Raw genomic sequence first — 13,484 nt, 5'->3', positions numbered from 1 at the left:
GGCAAGGTGTGACGGCGATCATCGAGCGCTGAAAGAACAAGAATCCCCTCTCCCAAAGGGAGAGGGGATTCCAAAGGTTACTCAGGTACGGAACCGCCGCACCAACCCATCCAGCTCATTCGACAACCCCGCCAGACTCTGCGAATCCAGCCGCGCCGAATTCGCCAGCTCCGCCACCAGTTGCGCATCACCATGAATCTGGCTGATGTGCCGATTGATGTCCTCGGCCACCTGATGCTGCTCTTCCGCCGCAGTCGCAATCTGCGTGTTCATGTCGCGAATCACATCCACCGACTCACGAATCTGCCCAAAGCTCTCCCGCGCCTCGCCAATCCGCGCCACCGATTGCTGCGACACATCAAGACTGGCGCGCATCTGCTGAGTGACCGCGCTGGTGCGTTTGGCCAGGTTGCCCAGCAACCCGTCGATTTCTGCCGTCGAATCCGCCGTGCGTTTGGCCAGTGCGCGAACCTCATCGGCCACCACCGCAAAACCACGCCCCTGCTCACCGGCCCGCGCTGCTTCGATGGCCGCATTGAGCGCCAGCAGGTTGGTCTGTTCGGCGATGGAACGGATGGTGCCGAGGATCGACTGGATGTCGTTGCTGTCGCGCTCCAGTTGTTGCATCGACTGCGCCGACTGCTCCAGTTCCTGGCTCAGTTGATCGACGCTGTGCACCGCCGCATCGATCTGCTGCTGACCTTCGCGGGCCTGGCGCTGGCCGCTGTCGGCCGACTCCGCTGCCTGGCTACAAGAGCGGGCGACTTCGTTGGCGGTGGCGACCATTTCGTGGAACGCGGTCGAGACCATGTCCACCGCTTCGCGCTGGCGTCCGGCGGCTTCGGCCATGTCGCCGGAGACACGGGTCGAACTCTGCGAGGTGGCGAGGATTTTCCCGGCCGCGCCGCCGATGTGCTGGATCAGGCTGCGGATCGCGGTGAGGAACTGGTTGAACCAGTTGGCCAGTTGCGCGGTTTCGTCGCTGCCACGGATGTCGAGGTTCTTGGTCAGGTCGCCTTCGCCCTGGGCGATGCCTTCCAGACCGCTGGCCACGCTGCGGATCGGCCGCACGATGAGGCTGGCGAAACTGGCGCCGACCACGGCGAAGAACACCGCCAACACCGCAGCGATGATTGCGATCAGCCAGGTCAGTTGAGTGGCCGAACTCATTACGTCGTTCTGTTTGATCAGGCCGATGAAGGTCCAGCCCAGTTGCTCCGAGGGCCAGACGTTGGCCATGTAGCGTTCGCCGTTGAGCTCGATGTCAACCAGGCCTTTGCCGGCCTTGGCCAGTTGCGCGTAGCCGTCGCCGAGGCTGTCGAGTCGTTTGAAGTTGTGCTCCGGTTGCTTCGGATCGACCAGCACCGTGCCGGTGTTCTCCATCAGCATCAGGTAACCGCTTTCACCGAGCTTGATCTGTTTGACGATCTCGGTCAGTTGCTTGAGCGACACGTCAATGTTGACCACGCCACCCTGGGCGCCCAACTGGTTGGCGACCGCGCGCACGGTGCTGACCAGAACCGCGTCGTCGCCGGCCCAGTAATAGGCCTCGGTGCGCAGGGTCTTGCCCGGGTTGGCCATGGCGGTCTTGTACCACGGGCGGGTGCGCGGGTCGTAGTTGGCCATCTTTGGATCGCCCGGCCAGAAGGCATAGCCGCCGCTGTTCAATCCATAGGACACGTAGGAGTAGGCCGGGTGGGATTTGGCCAGCCCTTCGAACAGTGCAAACAGTTGCTTGTCGATCTCGCCATCGGAGGTATCGGCGGCGTTGGCGCTCATGCGGCTGCGAACGCTGCCGTCGGCGTTCTTCACCAGCGGTTGCGTCGCCAGGTAATCGACGTTCTGGCTGATGCCGTCAAAGAAAAGCTGCATGGCGTTGCTGACCTGACGGATCTCGCGCCCGCTGCTGTCGACAAAATCGTCCCGGGCATCGCTGCGCAGGTTCAGTACAACCAGCGTGGCGACCAGCACCACGGGCAAGCAGGCGATGATTGCAAACGCCCAGGTCAACTTCTGTTTGATGTTCATCCGCGCTCCAGATTTTCTTGTAGGCCCACGCAGTGCAGATGACTCGCGGTTATTGGCAGCCGAAAAACGTTGTTTTCCACCCGTTTCCTTGAGTGCGACATCGAAGATTTTTTTGGAACGATTGTCGGACAAATTCCTCTGTCTCTGAGGAATTCGGCTGCCGGAGGGGGAAATTGAGGCCGGAAGAGAAAATTCTTACGAGCTGCGTGCAACGGGATGTCAGATTCTGTCGCAAATGCCCTCAAGTCCTGTCGCCAACAACCTCGACAGCCTCGGCTATGATTCGCAGCGGCCGATAAAGCGGCGGATCGGCCCGGTTTATCCGGCACAGTGTGTGCATCCACAGGTTCACAGGTCGGCAACCCCTCCCCGTGATGCGAGGATTGCCGTATAACGAATGACATTCGCGTGTTTGGTAATAAAGGACCCACAATAAAAGCTGATGAAGACTCCAAAACGCATTGAACCCCTGATCGAGGACGGTCTGGTCGACGAAGTGCTGCGTCCACTCATGAGTGGCAAAGAAGCAGCTGTTTATGTGGTGCGCTGCGGCAATCAGTTACGTTGCGCAAAGGTCTACAAGGAGGCGAACAAACGCAGTTTCCGCCAGGCGGCCGAGTATCAGGAAGGCCGCAAGGTTCGCAACAGCCGACAGGCCCGGGCGATGGCCAAGGGGTCGAAATTCGGTCGCAAAGAGACCGAAGACGCCTGGCAGAATGCCGAAGTCGCGGCGCTGTTCCGTCTGGCCGGCGCGGGTGTGCGAGTGCCCAAGCCCTACGACTTCCTCGACGGCGTGCTGTTGATGGAACTGGTGGCCGACGAATTCGGCGATGCCGCCCCGCGTCTGAACGACGTGGTGCTGGAGCCGGATCAGGCCCGCGAATATCACGCGTTCCTGATTTCGCAGATCGTGCTGATGTTGTGTACCGGTCTGGTGCACGGTGACCTCTCGGAGTTCAACGTGCTGCTGACACCGACCGGCCCGGTCATCATCGACCTGCCGCAAGCGGTGGACGCCGCTGGCAACAACCACGCGTTCAGCATGCTCGAGCGTGACGTCGGCAACATGGCGTCGTACTTCGGTCGCTTCGCCCCGGAGTTGAAGAAAACCAAATACGCCAAGGAAATGTGGGCGTTGTACGAAGCGGGTACGTTGCACCCGGCCAGCGTGCTGACCGGCGAGTTCGACGATCCCGAGGACCTGGCCGATGTCGGCGGGGTGCTGCGCGAGATCGAAGCGGCGCGTCTGGATGAGGAGCGCAAGCAAGCCATCCGCGCGGCGGACGACGAACCCAAGGGCAAGTCCGACGAACCGCCTCCGCCACCGTGGATGCAGTGAGCATCTGAAAAAGAAAACCCGGCTTCGGCCGGGTTTTACACATTCAAGGATTGATTGTGACCACCACTTCCCGCAATGCCCGGCTGATCATTACGGCGCGGCTGATTTCCGATTTCGGCGCGTTCCTGAACATGGTGGCGCTGGCCACTTATGTTTACCTGCTGAGCAACAGCGCGATGAGCGTGGGGATTTTTCTCGCCAGTCGCGTGGGCGGCGGGATTTTCGCCAGCCTGATCGGCACCGCGTTTTATCGTCGATGCAGTGGCCGTCTGCCGTTGATTGCCTTCGATCTGCTGCGCGCCGCTGTGCTCGGATTGTTGCTGATCGTGCCGGTCAGTCAGCAGGCGTTGTTGCTGCCGCTGATCGCGTTCGGCCTGGGCTTAGGCAATTCGATGTTCGCCATCGGCCTCAACAGCCAGTTGCCGCGCTTGATCGAGCCGGCGCAGTTGCTCAAGACCAATGCCTGGATCACGTCCGCCTCGTCCATGGCGATGGTCGGCGGCAGTCTGGTGTCCGGGTTGCTGGTCGCCGGGTTTGGTTTTGAAACGGTGTTCGCGCTGAACGCGGTGACCTATCTGTTGGCGGCGGTATTGATTGCGCCACTGCGGTTCAGCGCACCGGACCCAGTGGCCGAATCCAGCGCTAAACAGGGTGAATGGTCGGCATTGCTGCAAGGCCTGCGCGGCGCTCCCGTGGTGGCGGCGATGCTCGCTGTCACGATGGCCGACACCTTGGGGAGCGCTGCTCACAACGTCGGTTTTCCGATCATTTCCAACCTGCTGACACCGGACTCGGCGAGCACCACGCTGGGCCTGATGCTCGCGGTGTGGGCCGCCGGGAAACTGCTTGGTGCGCGGATCGCCAGTCGCCTCAACGGCTCGGAAAACATTCATCTGGAGCGCCGCTACTTCGGCGGCGTGCTGCTGATGTCCTGCGGCTTCATCCTGATGTTCCAGCAGCACAGCGTCGTCGGTCTGTTGCTGTTTTCGCTGCCGGCCGGACTGGGTGACGGATTTTCGGAAGTCGGTCTGATGTCACGGCTGCAACGGGAGCCGGAGCCCCTGCGCCTGCCGATCTTCAGCTTCCTGACGCTGTTGCAGATGACCGGGTTTGGCGTCGGCATGCTGATCGCCGCACCGTTCTACAACTGGTGGGCGCCGGGTGCCGTGGTGCTGTTGTTCCACGGCATTCCCCTCGTCACAGTGTTGTCGATGAAAATCCTGCTGCTCAGGCGCGGGCGGGTTGCGCGCAGCAGCCCGACGCCAGTTCCTTGAGGATCGGGCAGTCCGGGCGATGGTCGCCGTGGCAGTGTTCGACCAGATCCTGCAGGGTGTCGCGCAGTTCGCCGAGTTCGCGGATCTTCTGATTCAGCTCGTCGATGTGCTGGCGGGCCAGGGCCTTCACATCGGCGCTGGCGCGCTGGCGATCCTGCCAGAGTGTCAGCAGCTTGCCGACTTCCTCCAGCGAGAAACCCAGGTCCCGCGAGCGCTTGATGAACGCCAGCGTGTGCAGGTCATCGTCGCCGTAGACGCGATAGCCGCTGTCGGTGCGATGGGCGGCTTTAAGCAGACCGATCGACTCGTAATAACGGATCATCTTCGCGCTCAGGCCACTGTGGCGGGCCGCTTGGCCGATGTTCATCGGTTGTCCTCCAGATCCTCGGGTTTCCAGGTTTTCAACAGTAGCGCATTGCTCACCACGCTGACGCTCGACAGGGCCATCGCCGCGCCGGCCAGCACCGGATTGAGGAAACCGAACGCCGCCAGCGGAATGCCGATCAGGTTGTAGACGAAGGCCCAGAACAGGTTCTGCCGGATCTTCGCATAGGTCTTGCGGCTGATCTCCAGCGCGGCCGGCACCAGCCGAGGGTCGCCGCGCATCAGGGTGATGCCGGCGGCGTGCATGGCCACGTCGGTGCCGCCGCCCATGGCGATACCGATGTCGGCGGCCGCCAGCGCCGGTGCGTCGTTGATGCCGTCGCCGACCATGGCCACGACCCCGGTTTTCTTCAGCTCGGCGACAGTGGCGGCTTTCTCCGCCGGCAGCACTTCGGCATGGACGTTTTCGATGCCCAGCGCTTCGGCGACCACCCGGGCGCTGCCGCGGTTGTCGCCGGTCAGCAGGTGGCTGTGGATATGCTGGGCCGCCAGTTGTTGCACCGCGTGCAGCGCGCCGGGCTTGAGGGTGTCGCCGAAGGCGAACAGACCGAGTACGCGGGGCTGCGGACTTTGCTCGATCAGCCACGACAGCGTGCGGCCTTCGGTTTCCCAGGCCTTGGCGGATTCGCTCAGGTTTGCGGCGTTCAGACCGCTTTCCTCCAGCAAGCGCCGGTTGCCCAGCGCCAGGCGCCGACCGTCGAGGCTGCCGGCGATGCCGCGCCCGGTCAGGGACTGGCTGTCGCTGACATCCGGTACGTTCAGACTGCGTTCGGCACAGGCATCCAGCACCGCTTTGGCCAGCGGATGTTCGCTGCCGCGTTGCAGCGCGCCGGCCGCAGTCAGCAGGGTGTTTTCGTCGCCGTCGATCGCGCTTAAATGCGCAATGCGCGGCGTGCCGGAGGTCAGGGTGCCGGTCTTGTCGAACACCACGGCGCTGACTTCATGGGCACGTTCCAGGGCTTCGGCGTCCTTGATCAGAATCCCGTGCCGAGCGGCCACGCCGGTGCCGGCCATGATCGCGGTCGGTGTCGCCAGACCAAGGGCGCAGGGGCAGGCGATCACCAGCACTGCGACGGCATTGATCAACGCGGTTTCCAGCGGCGCGCCGTACAGCCACCAGCCGATCAGCGTGGCCAGGGCCAGCAGCAACACGGTCGGCACGAACACCTGACTGACTTTATCCACCAGTTTCTGGATCGGTGCTTTCGCGGCCTGAGCGTCCTCCACCAGACGGATGATCCGCGCCAGCACGCTTTCCGCGCCGAGCGCCGTGGTACTCACCAGCAAGCGGCCTTCGCCATTGATTGCCCCGCCGGTAACCTTGTCGCCCGGTTGTTTGGGCACCGGCAGGCTTTCGCCGCTGATCAGCGCTTCATCGGCGTGGCTCTGACCTTCCAGCACTTCGCCGTCCACCGGGAAACGTTCACCGGGTTTGACCAGTACCCGATCGCCGAGGCGCAGGGCGCTGATGGCAACGTCCTGTTCGCGGCCATCGATGACTTGAATCGCCCGCTCCGGCCGCAGCGCTTCCAGTGCGCGAATGGCGCTGGCGGTCTGGCGCTTGGCGCGGCTTTCCAGGTATTTGCCGAGCAGTACCAAAGCGATGACCACTGCCGAGGCTTCGAAGTACAGATGCGGCATGCGCCCGTCGGCGGTGGCCCATTCGTAGAGACTCAGGCCATAACCGGCGCTGGTGCCCAGCGCTACCAGCAAATCCATGTTGCCGGCCCCGGCGCGCACGGCTTTCCAAGCAGCGACGTAGAAACGTGCACCGAAGATGAATTGCACCGGGGTCGCGAGGGCGAACTGCGCCCAGGCCGGGAGCATCCAGTGAATGCCGAACGGTTGCAGTAACATCGGCAGCACCAGCGGCAAGGCGAGGGCGATGGCGCAGATCAACGCCCAGCGTTCATGGTTCAGACGTCGCTGGCGATTGTCTGTTTGCGGGTGTTCGAGTTCGAAGAGACTGGCCGAATAACCGGCCTTGCTCACGGCGGCGATCAGGGTTTGCGGGTCGACCGCGCCGAGCAACTCAAGATGAGCGCGTTCGTTGGCGAGATTGACGCTGACGCTTTTCACCCCGGCAACCTTGTTCAGGGCGCGCTCGACGCGACCGACGCAGGAAGCGCAGGTCATGCCGTCGATGTTCAATTCCACGGTGTGCTGCGGCACGCTGTAACCGGCGCGTTCGACCGCTTCCATCAGCGCCGGCAGGCTGTTGCCGGGGGCCTGCACCCGGGCCTGTTCGGTGGCGAGGTTGACGCTGACGGCACTGGCGCCGCTGACTTTGCTCAACGCCCGCTCGACACGACCGGCGCAACTGGCGCAGGTCATGCCGCTGATGGGCAGATCGAACGTGATGGAATCGGACATCGGTCGTACTCCCTGTAGTGGATGCCTACAGGATCAACCTTGCCATGCTGGCAAGGTCAAGCGCCAGTTTCCCCTTCCGGCTACCCGCTACCGCTCGCCCGCCCGATCGTTCCCACGCTCCGCGTGGGAATGCAGCCGGGGACGCTCTGCGTCCCAAAGCGTGACGCAGAGCGTCACAAGAGGCATTCCCACGCAGAGCGTGGGAACGATCAGCGCGATCAGAGGGAATCAGTAACCGAGGCCGGTCGGCTTGAGGTACATGCCTTCCTGGTTCATCGCGATGCGGAATTTCAGGATGTCGCCGGCATGCAGTCTGATCTCCTGCGAGCCCGGCGCGAGCATGCCGGGGTTGCAGCCCGGCATTTGTCCCGGCAGCAGTTTCAGGCGCAGCGAGACATTGCCCGGCGGCAGGTTGAACGACGTGCTTTGCTCCTGGAACAGGCGCGCCGACAGTTGATCCTGGATGTACACGCCGATTTCGCACGAAGTAGCGACTTCCAGGCGCTCGCGGGAAATGATCAGCACCCCGTAATCTTCCCCGGCGGCATGCACCGAAGGGATCGCGGCAAAGAGGCTGAGAAAGCCAAACAGGCTGAAAGCTGACCAGCGCATGGCTGAATCTCCTGAATTCATGTCATTGATGCATGCAGCTTGGCCGAGCGCGGCGACGATTGCCAGCCCGGCAGTTTTTTGCAGAACTTGACCTTGCCATCGTGGCAAGCCCGAAACTGCCGGCAACCTCACTCAAAGGAGTCATTCCATGCAAGTGTTCACTGTTGAAGGCATGTCCTGCGGTCACTGTGTCAAAGCCGTCACTCAGGCGGTGCAGAGCAAGGATCCGGCCGCCAGCGTGCGGGTCGATCTGGCGGCGAAGGAAGTCGGCGTCGAAAGTGCGTTGAGTCCCGAGCAGGTCATCGAGGCGATCAGCGAAGAAGGTTATGCGATCAAACTCGCCTGAACTTTTTAATAGTTAGCGAGCTACCGGAATGTTCAAGGCGTCTTCGCGCGGCTAGACTGTCGGGCTGCACTCTCTATTAAAGTGCCCTCCCAATGCCTGCCGAACGTGGACGCCTGATGAACTTCCGTACCCTTCTGATTCTCGGTGCCCTGACCGCTTTCGGTCCGTTGGCGATCGACTTCTATCTCCCCGCGTTTCCCACCATGGCGCTGGCGTTCGGCACCGACGAGAAACACGTCCAGCTGACGCTGTCGGCCTATTTCTTCGGCCTGTCCATCGGCCAACTGGCTTACGGGCCGGTAGCGGATCGTTTTGGCCGGCGGATTCCGCTGCTCATTGGTCTGACGCTGTTCACGCTGGCGTCAGTGGCCTGCGCCTATGCGCCGAATCTGGAATGGCTGATCGGCGCGCGGCTCGTGCAGGCGCTGGGCGGTTGTGCGGGGATGGTGATTGCCCGGGCGGTGGTCAGCGACAAGTGCGACGCAGTGGGTTCGGCGAAAGTCTTCTCGCAACTGATGCTGGTGATGGGGCTGGCCCCGATTCTGGCGCCGATGCTCGGCGGTCTGCTGGTCAACACGACGGGGTGGCAGTCGATCTTCCTGGTGCTGACCGGTTTCAGCGCCCTTGCCGGGCTGGCGGTGGCCCTCGGCCTGCCGGAAAGTCTGCCGGCGCATGTTCCGCGTCAGCCGCTGTCCGGCGCTTTGCGCCAGTACGGCCGGCTGCTGGCGGATCCGGTCTACATGGGCCATGCCCTGACCGGCGGCATCGCCATCGCCGGGATGTTTGCCTACATCGCCGGTTCCCCGTTCATTTTCATCAAGTTGTATGGCGTACCGGCCGAGCACTTCGGCTGGCTGTTCGGCACCAACGCGGCCGGGTTCATTCTGGTGGCACAGGTCAATGCGCGACTGCTGGCCAAACGTGGTCCGGCGTTCCTGCTGTCGCGGGCGGTCTGGGTTTACCTGGGCGCCGGGCTGACGCTGCTCGCGGTCAGCGCCTTGCACACCGAGATGCTGTGGCCATTGCTGATTCCATTGTTCATCTGCGTGGCCAGCCTTGGCTGCATCAGCCCCAATGCGGCAGCATGTGCGATGAACGGGCAGGGCGGTCGCGCCGGCAGTGCTTCAGCGTTGCTCGGCAGTATGCAGTTCAGTGTCGCCGCCGGGGCTTCGGCGCTGGTGGGGATCCTGCACGATGGCACCGCCGTGCCGATGGCCATCGTCATCAGCTTGTGTGGTTTGCTGGTGGTGTGCGCAGCAATGCTCACCCGGCGCATGCAGAATGCCCGGGCTCTCGCAAAGGCGCAGGCCGAAGTCTAAACGGAAAAACTCAGCCGACAGCGCGTTGCTGGCCGAGGTCGGGAATCTGGTGGGGCGCGCAGATACGCGCTTCGAGGGTGCGAGTGAAGGCGCGAGCTTCGGCCTCACTGCGGAAGGTCACGGCGTGCTGGTCGAGACGAACTTGCCACTGGGACTTTGCCACTTCTTTTATCAGGATCTTCATTGCTGACCTCCCGTACGTAAAAGATTGCATCGCAGAGGACTCGATTGTAGTCCTGAATACGATCGCAATTGTGACAAGGGTCAAGCATCTGACTGACGGCAAAAAAACACCGCAGCCCCCGAGCCAGCCACATCGGAGGCTGGAGAAGGCTGCGGTCTTGCAGATTTTAGAAACCTTCTAAAACAATTTTCCCCTTGGCCTTGCCGCTTTCCAGCAATTCATGGGCGCGGCGCAGGTTGCTCGCGTTGATCGTGCCGAAGTGCTCGCCGACCGTGGTTTTCAACGTCCCGCTGTCGATCAGCCCGGCCACCCGGTTGAGCAGTTTGTGCTGCTCGATCATGTCCGGCGTTTCGAACAGCGAGCGGGTGTACATGAACTCCCAGTGCAGCGACAGGCTTTTGCGCTTGAGTTTGGTCACGTCCAACGCCTTCGGATCGTCGATCAGTGCCAGTTTGCCTTGCGGCGCAAGGGCTTCGACCAGTTGATCCAGGTGGTGGTCGGTCTGGGTCAGACTGGCAACGTGGGTCACGTGGGTGACACCGGCGCGTTTCAGTTCTTCGCTCAACGGCTGGCTGTGATCGATCACCAGGTCAGCGCCCAGCTCGGTCACCCAGTCGCGGGTCTCCGGGCGGGAGGCCGTGCCGATCACCTTGAGCCCGGTCAACTGGCTGGCGAGTTGGGTGAGGATCGAGCCAACGCCGCCGGCCGCACCGACGATCAGCAGGCTCTGGCCTTCATCGGTGTTGCCTTCGCGAATCTGCAGGCGTTCAAACAACAGCTCCCAAGCGGTAATCGCGGTCAGCGGCAGGGCGGCGGCTTCGGCGAAGCCGAGGGTTTTCGGCATATGGCCGACGATTCGCTCATCGACTACGTGCAATTCACTGTTGCCACCGGCCCGGGCGATGGAGCCGGCGTAGAACACCTTGTCGCCGGCCTTGAACAAGGTCACTTCACTGCCGACCGACTTGACCACACCGGCCACGTCCCAGCCCAGCACCTTGGCGGCGCCGTCTTCCGGCGCGACGTTCTGGCGCACCTTGGTGTCGACCGGGTTTACCGAAATCGCTTTGACTTCCACCAGCAGGTCGCGCGGGCCGGCTACCGGCTCCGGCAGTTCGATGTCTTGCAGGGATTTTTCGTCGTTGATCGGGAGCGAGGCGTAATAGGCGATGGCTTTCATGGAGAACTCCGAAAGTGAATAAAGGAAGGCTTCAGGCGATGACGCGCAGGCGCTTGAGTTCGAAGTGTTCGAGGAACGCCTCGGCCTGGCTGCGGAAATGCTGGATATGAGCGCTGGCATCGTGGGCTTGCAGGGCTTCGTCGCTGGCCCACTGCTCGATCATGTAGAAGGCCAGCGGATTGGCCAGGTCCTGATGCAGTTCGTACTGGCCGCAACCGGCTTCGGCGCGGGTCGGTTCGATCAGGGCGCGCAGGTGCTGTTCGAGGGCGTCCTGCTGGCCAGGTCGGGCGATCAGGGTGGCGATGGCGGTGAAAGGCTGGGACATGTTCGACTCCGGGACGGGATGAATTCGATGGATGGCATGATTGGCTATTTCTGCCGGAGATAAAACCGGCTAAAAGAGCAGTCTCTTTCAATATTTTTTTGATAATCGGGGCTGACGATGCTGCGTTTCGATGACTTGCAGTTGTTTGTCCGGGCGGCGGATCTGGGCAGCCTGTCGGCGGCGGCGCGGGTGATGGATATGTCTGCCGCCGTGGCCAGCGCCGCGCTCAAACGTATCGAACAGCAACTGGGCGCGCGGTTGTTGGCACGCTCCACTCGTAGTTTGCGGCTGACGGCCGAAGGTGAAGGGTTTCTCGAGTACGCCCGGGCGGCGCTGAGCAACCTTGATGAGGGTCGGCGTCTGCTGGCCAGCGGGCAGGATCAGGTCAGCGGGATTTTGCAGCTGTCGGCGCCTTCGGACTTCGGGCGCAATCTGCTGTTGCCGTGGCTCGATGACTTTCAACGTGAACACCCGAAACTGACGGTGCGCCTGTTGCTGGGTGACCGCATCGCCGACCTGTTTCGCCAGCCGGTGGACATCGCCTTGCGCTATGGCGAGCCGGAGGATTCGAGTCTGGTGGCGCTGCCGATTGCCCCGCACAACCGACGGGTGCTGTGCGCATCACCGGCCTACCTGGCCCGGCACGGCGAGCCGCTGCATCTGGAACAGCTCGCTCAGCACAACTGCCTGCTGTACATGCTCGGCGGCCGGGTGCACGACCATTGGAGTTTCCACGACGGCAAACGCGAGGTCGGCCTGACCGTCAGTGGCGACCGCTTCAGTGACGACGCCGATGTGGTGCGCCTATGGGCGGTGGCGGGAGCCGGCATCGCCTACAAGTCGTGGCTCGATGTGGCCGGTGATGTGCTGGCGGGGCGGCTGAAAGTGCTGTTGCCGGAGCTGCTCTGCGAACGCGCTCCGCTGAATCTGCTGTGCGCCCATCGCGCACAATTGAGTAAGCCGGTGAACCTTCTGAGGGAGATGCTCGCCAGCCGTTGCGCCGAATTGAGTAGCCGTTTTCCCGTTTTCCAGAAGTCTGACCATTAGTCGCAGGTAAATAGCGAAATTTCTCTCAGGAACAATCACCAACCACGGCCGCTCCGGCGCAGGACGCCGCGAGCAACCCGCTTATACTAGCGGCCGCCTGATGCCCGCACCAAAAGGCCGATGCGAGAACGATCAGACCGCAACCGGCCGGGTAGGGACGAGGGTCGCGACAGTGCTGCGGTTTCCTTGCTGCGGCGCGCTGCCTCGCTTGGGCTCAAGGTATTTTGCGCGCCTTGGCCGACGACTGATTACTGGTCAAGATGTCTATGAGCTGTAGACGATACGATTCAACAGGGAGTGAATAGATGGAACATGCACCTTGCATCAGCCAGATCGCCACGTTGCTGGCCGATCCCAAACGCAGCGCAATGATGTGGGCGCTCATGGATGGCTCGGCGCGGCAGACCGAGGAGCTGGCGTTGCTGGCGGGGCTTTCGCCGTCATCGGCCAGTGCGCATCTGGGGCGCTTGTCCGCTGGCGGTCTGTTGAAGGTCGAGGCGCGCGGTCGCAAACGCTTCTTCCGCCTGGCGGCTCCCGAAATCGGCGCGGCCATCGAAGCGCTGGCCAGCGCCACGTTGGCCAGCGCTCCGCGAGAAATCCCCGACGTGTTCAAGCGTGCCTCGCCGGTCGTCAGACCCCAGGCCGCGCCTTCGTCACTGCTGCGCGCGCGTTTTTGCGACGACCATCTGGGTGGAACGCTGGCCGCCGACCTGTACCAGCGCCTGCTCGACGCCGGCTGGATCGAGCAGCTTGAGCATAGAGTGGTGGTCACGCACAAAGGCTCGACACAACTGGCCGGGCGCGGGGTGTACATCCAGGCGCTGGCCCACCGCAACGCCCAGGTGGCATGCGCCTGTCCGGACTGGAGCGAGCGTCGCCCGCACATGGGGGGCTCGCTGGGCGCGGCGTTGCTGCAGCTGTTCATGCAGTCGGGCTGGCTGGTACTGCCCAACGATTCCCGCGCCCTGCAACTGACGGCGGCGGGCCAGCGGGAAATTCATCGATTTGCCTGTGAAACCGAGCTGGAAATGGCGTTGTAGAGCGCTTTCTTCCACGGAACAGCAACTGAACGT

General features: G+C 62.6%; 13 protein-coding genes and 1 pseudogene. 6 read left to right on the top strand and 8 right to left on the bottom strand.

Annotated features, from left to right (window positions below):
- Positions 1-81 precede the first annotated feature (81 nt).
- Together K5E37_RS29785 and K5E37_RS29780 are read right to left on the bottom strand one after the other, a co-directional pair.
- The gene (locus K5E37_RS29785; RefSeq protein WP_371320909.1) at positions 82-810 is read right to left on the bottom strand and encodes a methyl-accepting chemotaxis protein; all 729 of its coding nucleotides are present in this window, start codon (positions 808-810) and stop codon (positions 82-84) included.
- A gap of 129 nt (positions 811-939) precedes the next feature.
- A pseudogene (locus tag K5E37_RS29780) lies at positions 940-1,872 on the bottom strand (cache domain-containing protein); the annotation flags it as partial.
- A 598-nt stretch (positions 1,873-2,470) separates the two neighbouring features.
- Here K5E37_RS29780 and K5E37_RS27920 point away from each other — a divergent pair.
- Together K5E37_RS27920 and K5E37_RS27915 are read left to right on the top strand one after the other, a co-directional pair.
- Positions 2,471-3,367, top strand: a complete 897-nt coding sequence (locus tag K5E37_RS27920) for a PA4780 family RIO1-like protein kinase (RefSeq protein WP_007958482.1) — start codon at positions 2,471-2,473, stop codon at positions 3,365-3,367.
- 56 nt (positions 3,368-3,423) lie between these two features.
- On the top strand, positions 3,424-4,641 hold the full coding sequence (locus tag K5E37_RS27915; protein WP_221535694.1) for an MFS transporter: 1,218 nt from the start codon (positions 3,424-3,426) through the stop codon (positions 4,639-4,641).
- Here K5E37_RS27915 and cueR read toward each other — a convergent pair.
- From cueR to K5E37_RS27900, 3 genes are all read right to left on the bottom strand, one after another.
- Positions 4,595-5,008 (bottom strand): Cu(I)-responsive transcriptional regulator, encoded by a 414-nt coding sequence (gene cueR / locus K5E37_RS27910; protein ID WP_007958485.1) that lies wholly within the window; start codon positions 5,006-5,008, stop codon positions 4,595-4,597. The two genes, K5E37_RS27915 and cueR, sit on opposite strands and share 47 nt — an antisense overlap.
- Entirely contained in the window at positions 5,005-7,398 is a 2,394-nt protein-coding gene (locus K5E37_RS27905) for a heavy metal translocating P-type ATPase (protein WP_221535693.1), read from the bottom strand. The genes cueR and K5E37_RS27905 overlap by 4 nt, the downstream gene beginning before the upstream one ends.
- 228 nt (positions 7,399-7,626) lie before the next feature.
- Complete coding sequence (locus K5E37_RS27900; RefSeq protein ID WP_085609268.1) at positions 7,627-8,010, bottom strand: hypothetical protein; 384 nt, start codon at positions 8,008-8,010, stop codon at positions 7,627-7,629.
- Positions 8,011-8,158: 148 nt separating this feature from the next.
- On the opposite strand from K5E37_RS27900, the gene K5E37_RS27895 reads away from it, so the two are divergent.
- A complete protein-coding gene (locus K5E37_RS27895; protein WP_085609267.1) occupies positions 8,159-8,356 on the top strand; it encodes a heavy-metal-associated domain-containing protein in 198 nt (65 codons plus the stop codon).
- 116 nt (positions 8,357-8,472) lie between these two features.
- Positions 8,473-9,675, top strand: a complete 1,203-nt coding sequence (locus tag K5E37_RS27890; protein WP_085609273.1) for a multidrug effflux MFS transporter — start codon at positions 8,473-8,475, stop codon at positions 9,673-9,675.
- 10 nt (positions 9,676-9,685) lie between these two features.
- On the opposite strand, the gene K5E37_RS27885 is transcribed toward K5E37_RS27890, so the two are convergent.
- The 3 genes from K5E37_RS27885 to K5E37_RS27875 form a co-directional block, all read right to left on the bottom strand.
- Positions 9,686-9,859, bottom strand: coding sequence for a hypothetical protein (locus K5E37_RS27885; RefSeq protein WP_011332306.1), 174 nt, complete (start codon positions 9,857-9,859; stop codon positions 9,686-9,688).
- Between the two features lie 166 nt (positions 9,860-10,025).
- On the bottom strand, positions 10,026-11,039 hold the full coding sequence (locus K5E37_RS27880; protein WP_221535692.1) for a zinc-binding alcohol dehydrogenase family protein: 1,014 nt from the start codon (positions 11,037-11,039) through the stop codon (positions 10,026-10,028).
- A 31-nt stretch (positions 11,040-11,070) separates the two neighbouring features.
- Positions 11,071-11,364: a putative quinol monooxygenase gene (locus K5E37_RS27875; protein ID WP_011332308.1), complete on the bottom strand. Its 294-nt coding sequence runs from the start codon at positions 11,362-11,364 to the stop codon at positions 11,071-11,073.
- 117 nt (positions 11,365-11,481) lie between these two features.
- Here K5E37_RS27875 and K5E37_RS27870 point away from each other — a divergent pair, with 117 nt between their 5' ends.
- Both K5E37_RS27870 and K5E37_RS27865 read left to right on the top strand, forming a co-directional pair.
- Positions 11,482-12,411 carry a LysR family transcriptional regulator gene (locus K5E37_RS27870; RefSeq protein WP_007958495.1) on the top strand — a complete coding sequence of 310 codons (930 nt, stop codon included), beginning with the start codon at positions 11,482-11,484 and terminating at the stop codon, positions 12,409-12,411.
- A gap of 305 nt (positions 12,412-12,716) precedes the next feature.
- Entirely contained in the window at positions 12,717-13,451 is a 735-nt protein-coding gene (locus K5E37_RS27865; RefSeq protein WP_007958496.1) for a helix-turn-helix transcriptional regulator, read from the top strand.
- Positions 13,452-13,484: the final 33 nt, after the last annotated feature.

The organism is Pseudomonas sp. RIT778, from assembly GCF_019718735.1.
Classification (GTDB): Bacteria; Pseudomonadota; Gammaproteobacteria; order Pseudomonadales; family Pseudomonadaceae; genus Aquipseudomonas; species Aquipseudomonas aphyarum.
This window is presented reverse-complemented; position numbering and strand designations above follow the sequence as displayed.

Bases quoted from the DNA above. Each gene is read 5' to 3' on its own strand.
- K5E37_RS29785 (WP_371320909.1), bottom strand. From the start codon at position 810: ATGGTCTCGACCGCGTTCCACGAAATGGTCGCCACCGCCAACGAAGTC.
- K5E37_RS27920 (WP_007958482.1), top strand. From the start codon at position 2,471: ATGAAGACTCCAAAACGCATTGAACCCCTGATCGAGGACGGTCTGGTC.
- cueR (WP_007958485.1), bottom strand. From the start codon at position 5,008: ATGAACATCGGCCAAGCGGCCCGCCACAGTGGCCTGAGCGCGAAGATG.
- K5E37_RS27905 (WP_221535693.1), bottom strand. From the start codon at position 7,398: ATGTCCGATTCCATCACGTTCGATCTGCCCATCAGCGGCATGACCTGC.
- K5E37_RS27900 (WP_085609268.1), bottom strand. From the start codon at position 8,010: ATGCGCTGGTCAGCTTTCAGCCTGTTTGGCTTTCTCAGCCTCTTTGCC.
- K5E37_RS27895 (WP_085609267.1), top strand. From the start codon at position 8,159: ATGCAAGTGTTCACTGTTGAAGGCATGTCCTGCGGTCACTGTGTCAAA.
- K5E37_RS27890 (WP_085609273.1), top strand. From the start codon at position 8,473: ATGAACTTCCGTACCCTTCTGATTCTCGGTGCCCTGACCGCTTTCGGT.
- K5E37_RS27885 (WP_011332306.1), bottom strand. From the start codon at position 9,859: ATGAAGATCCTGATAAAAGAAGTGGCAAAGTCCCAGTGGCAAGTTCGT.
- K5E37_RS27880 (WP_221535692.1), bottom strand. From the start codon at position 11,039: ATGAAAGCCATCGCCTATTACGCCTCGCTCCCGATCAACGACGAAAAA.
- K5E37_RS27875 (WP_011332308.1), bottom strand. From the start codon at position 11,364: ATGTCCCAGCCTTTCACCGCCATCGCCACCCTGATCGCCCGACCTGGC.
- K5E37_RS27870 (WP_007958495.1), top strand. From the start codon at position 11,482: ATGCTGCGTTTCGATGACTTGCAGTTGTTTGTCCGGGCGGCGGATCTG.
- K5E37_RS27865 (WP_007958496.1), top strand. From the start codon at position 12,717: ATGGAACATGCACCTTGCATCAGCCAGATCGCCACGTTGCTGGCCGAT.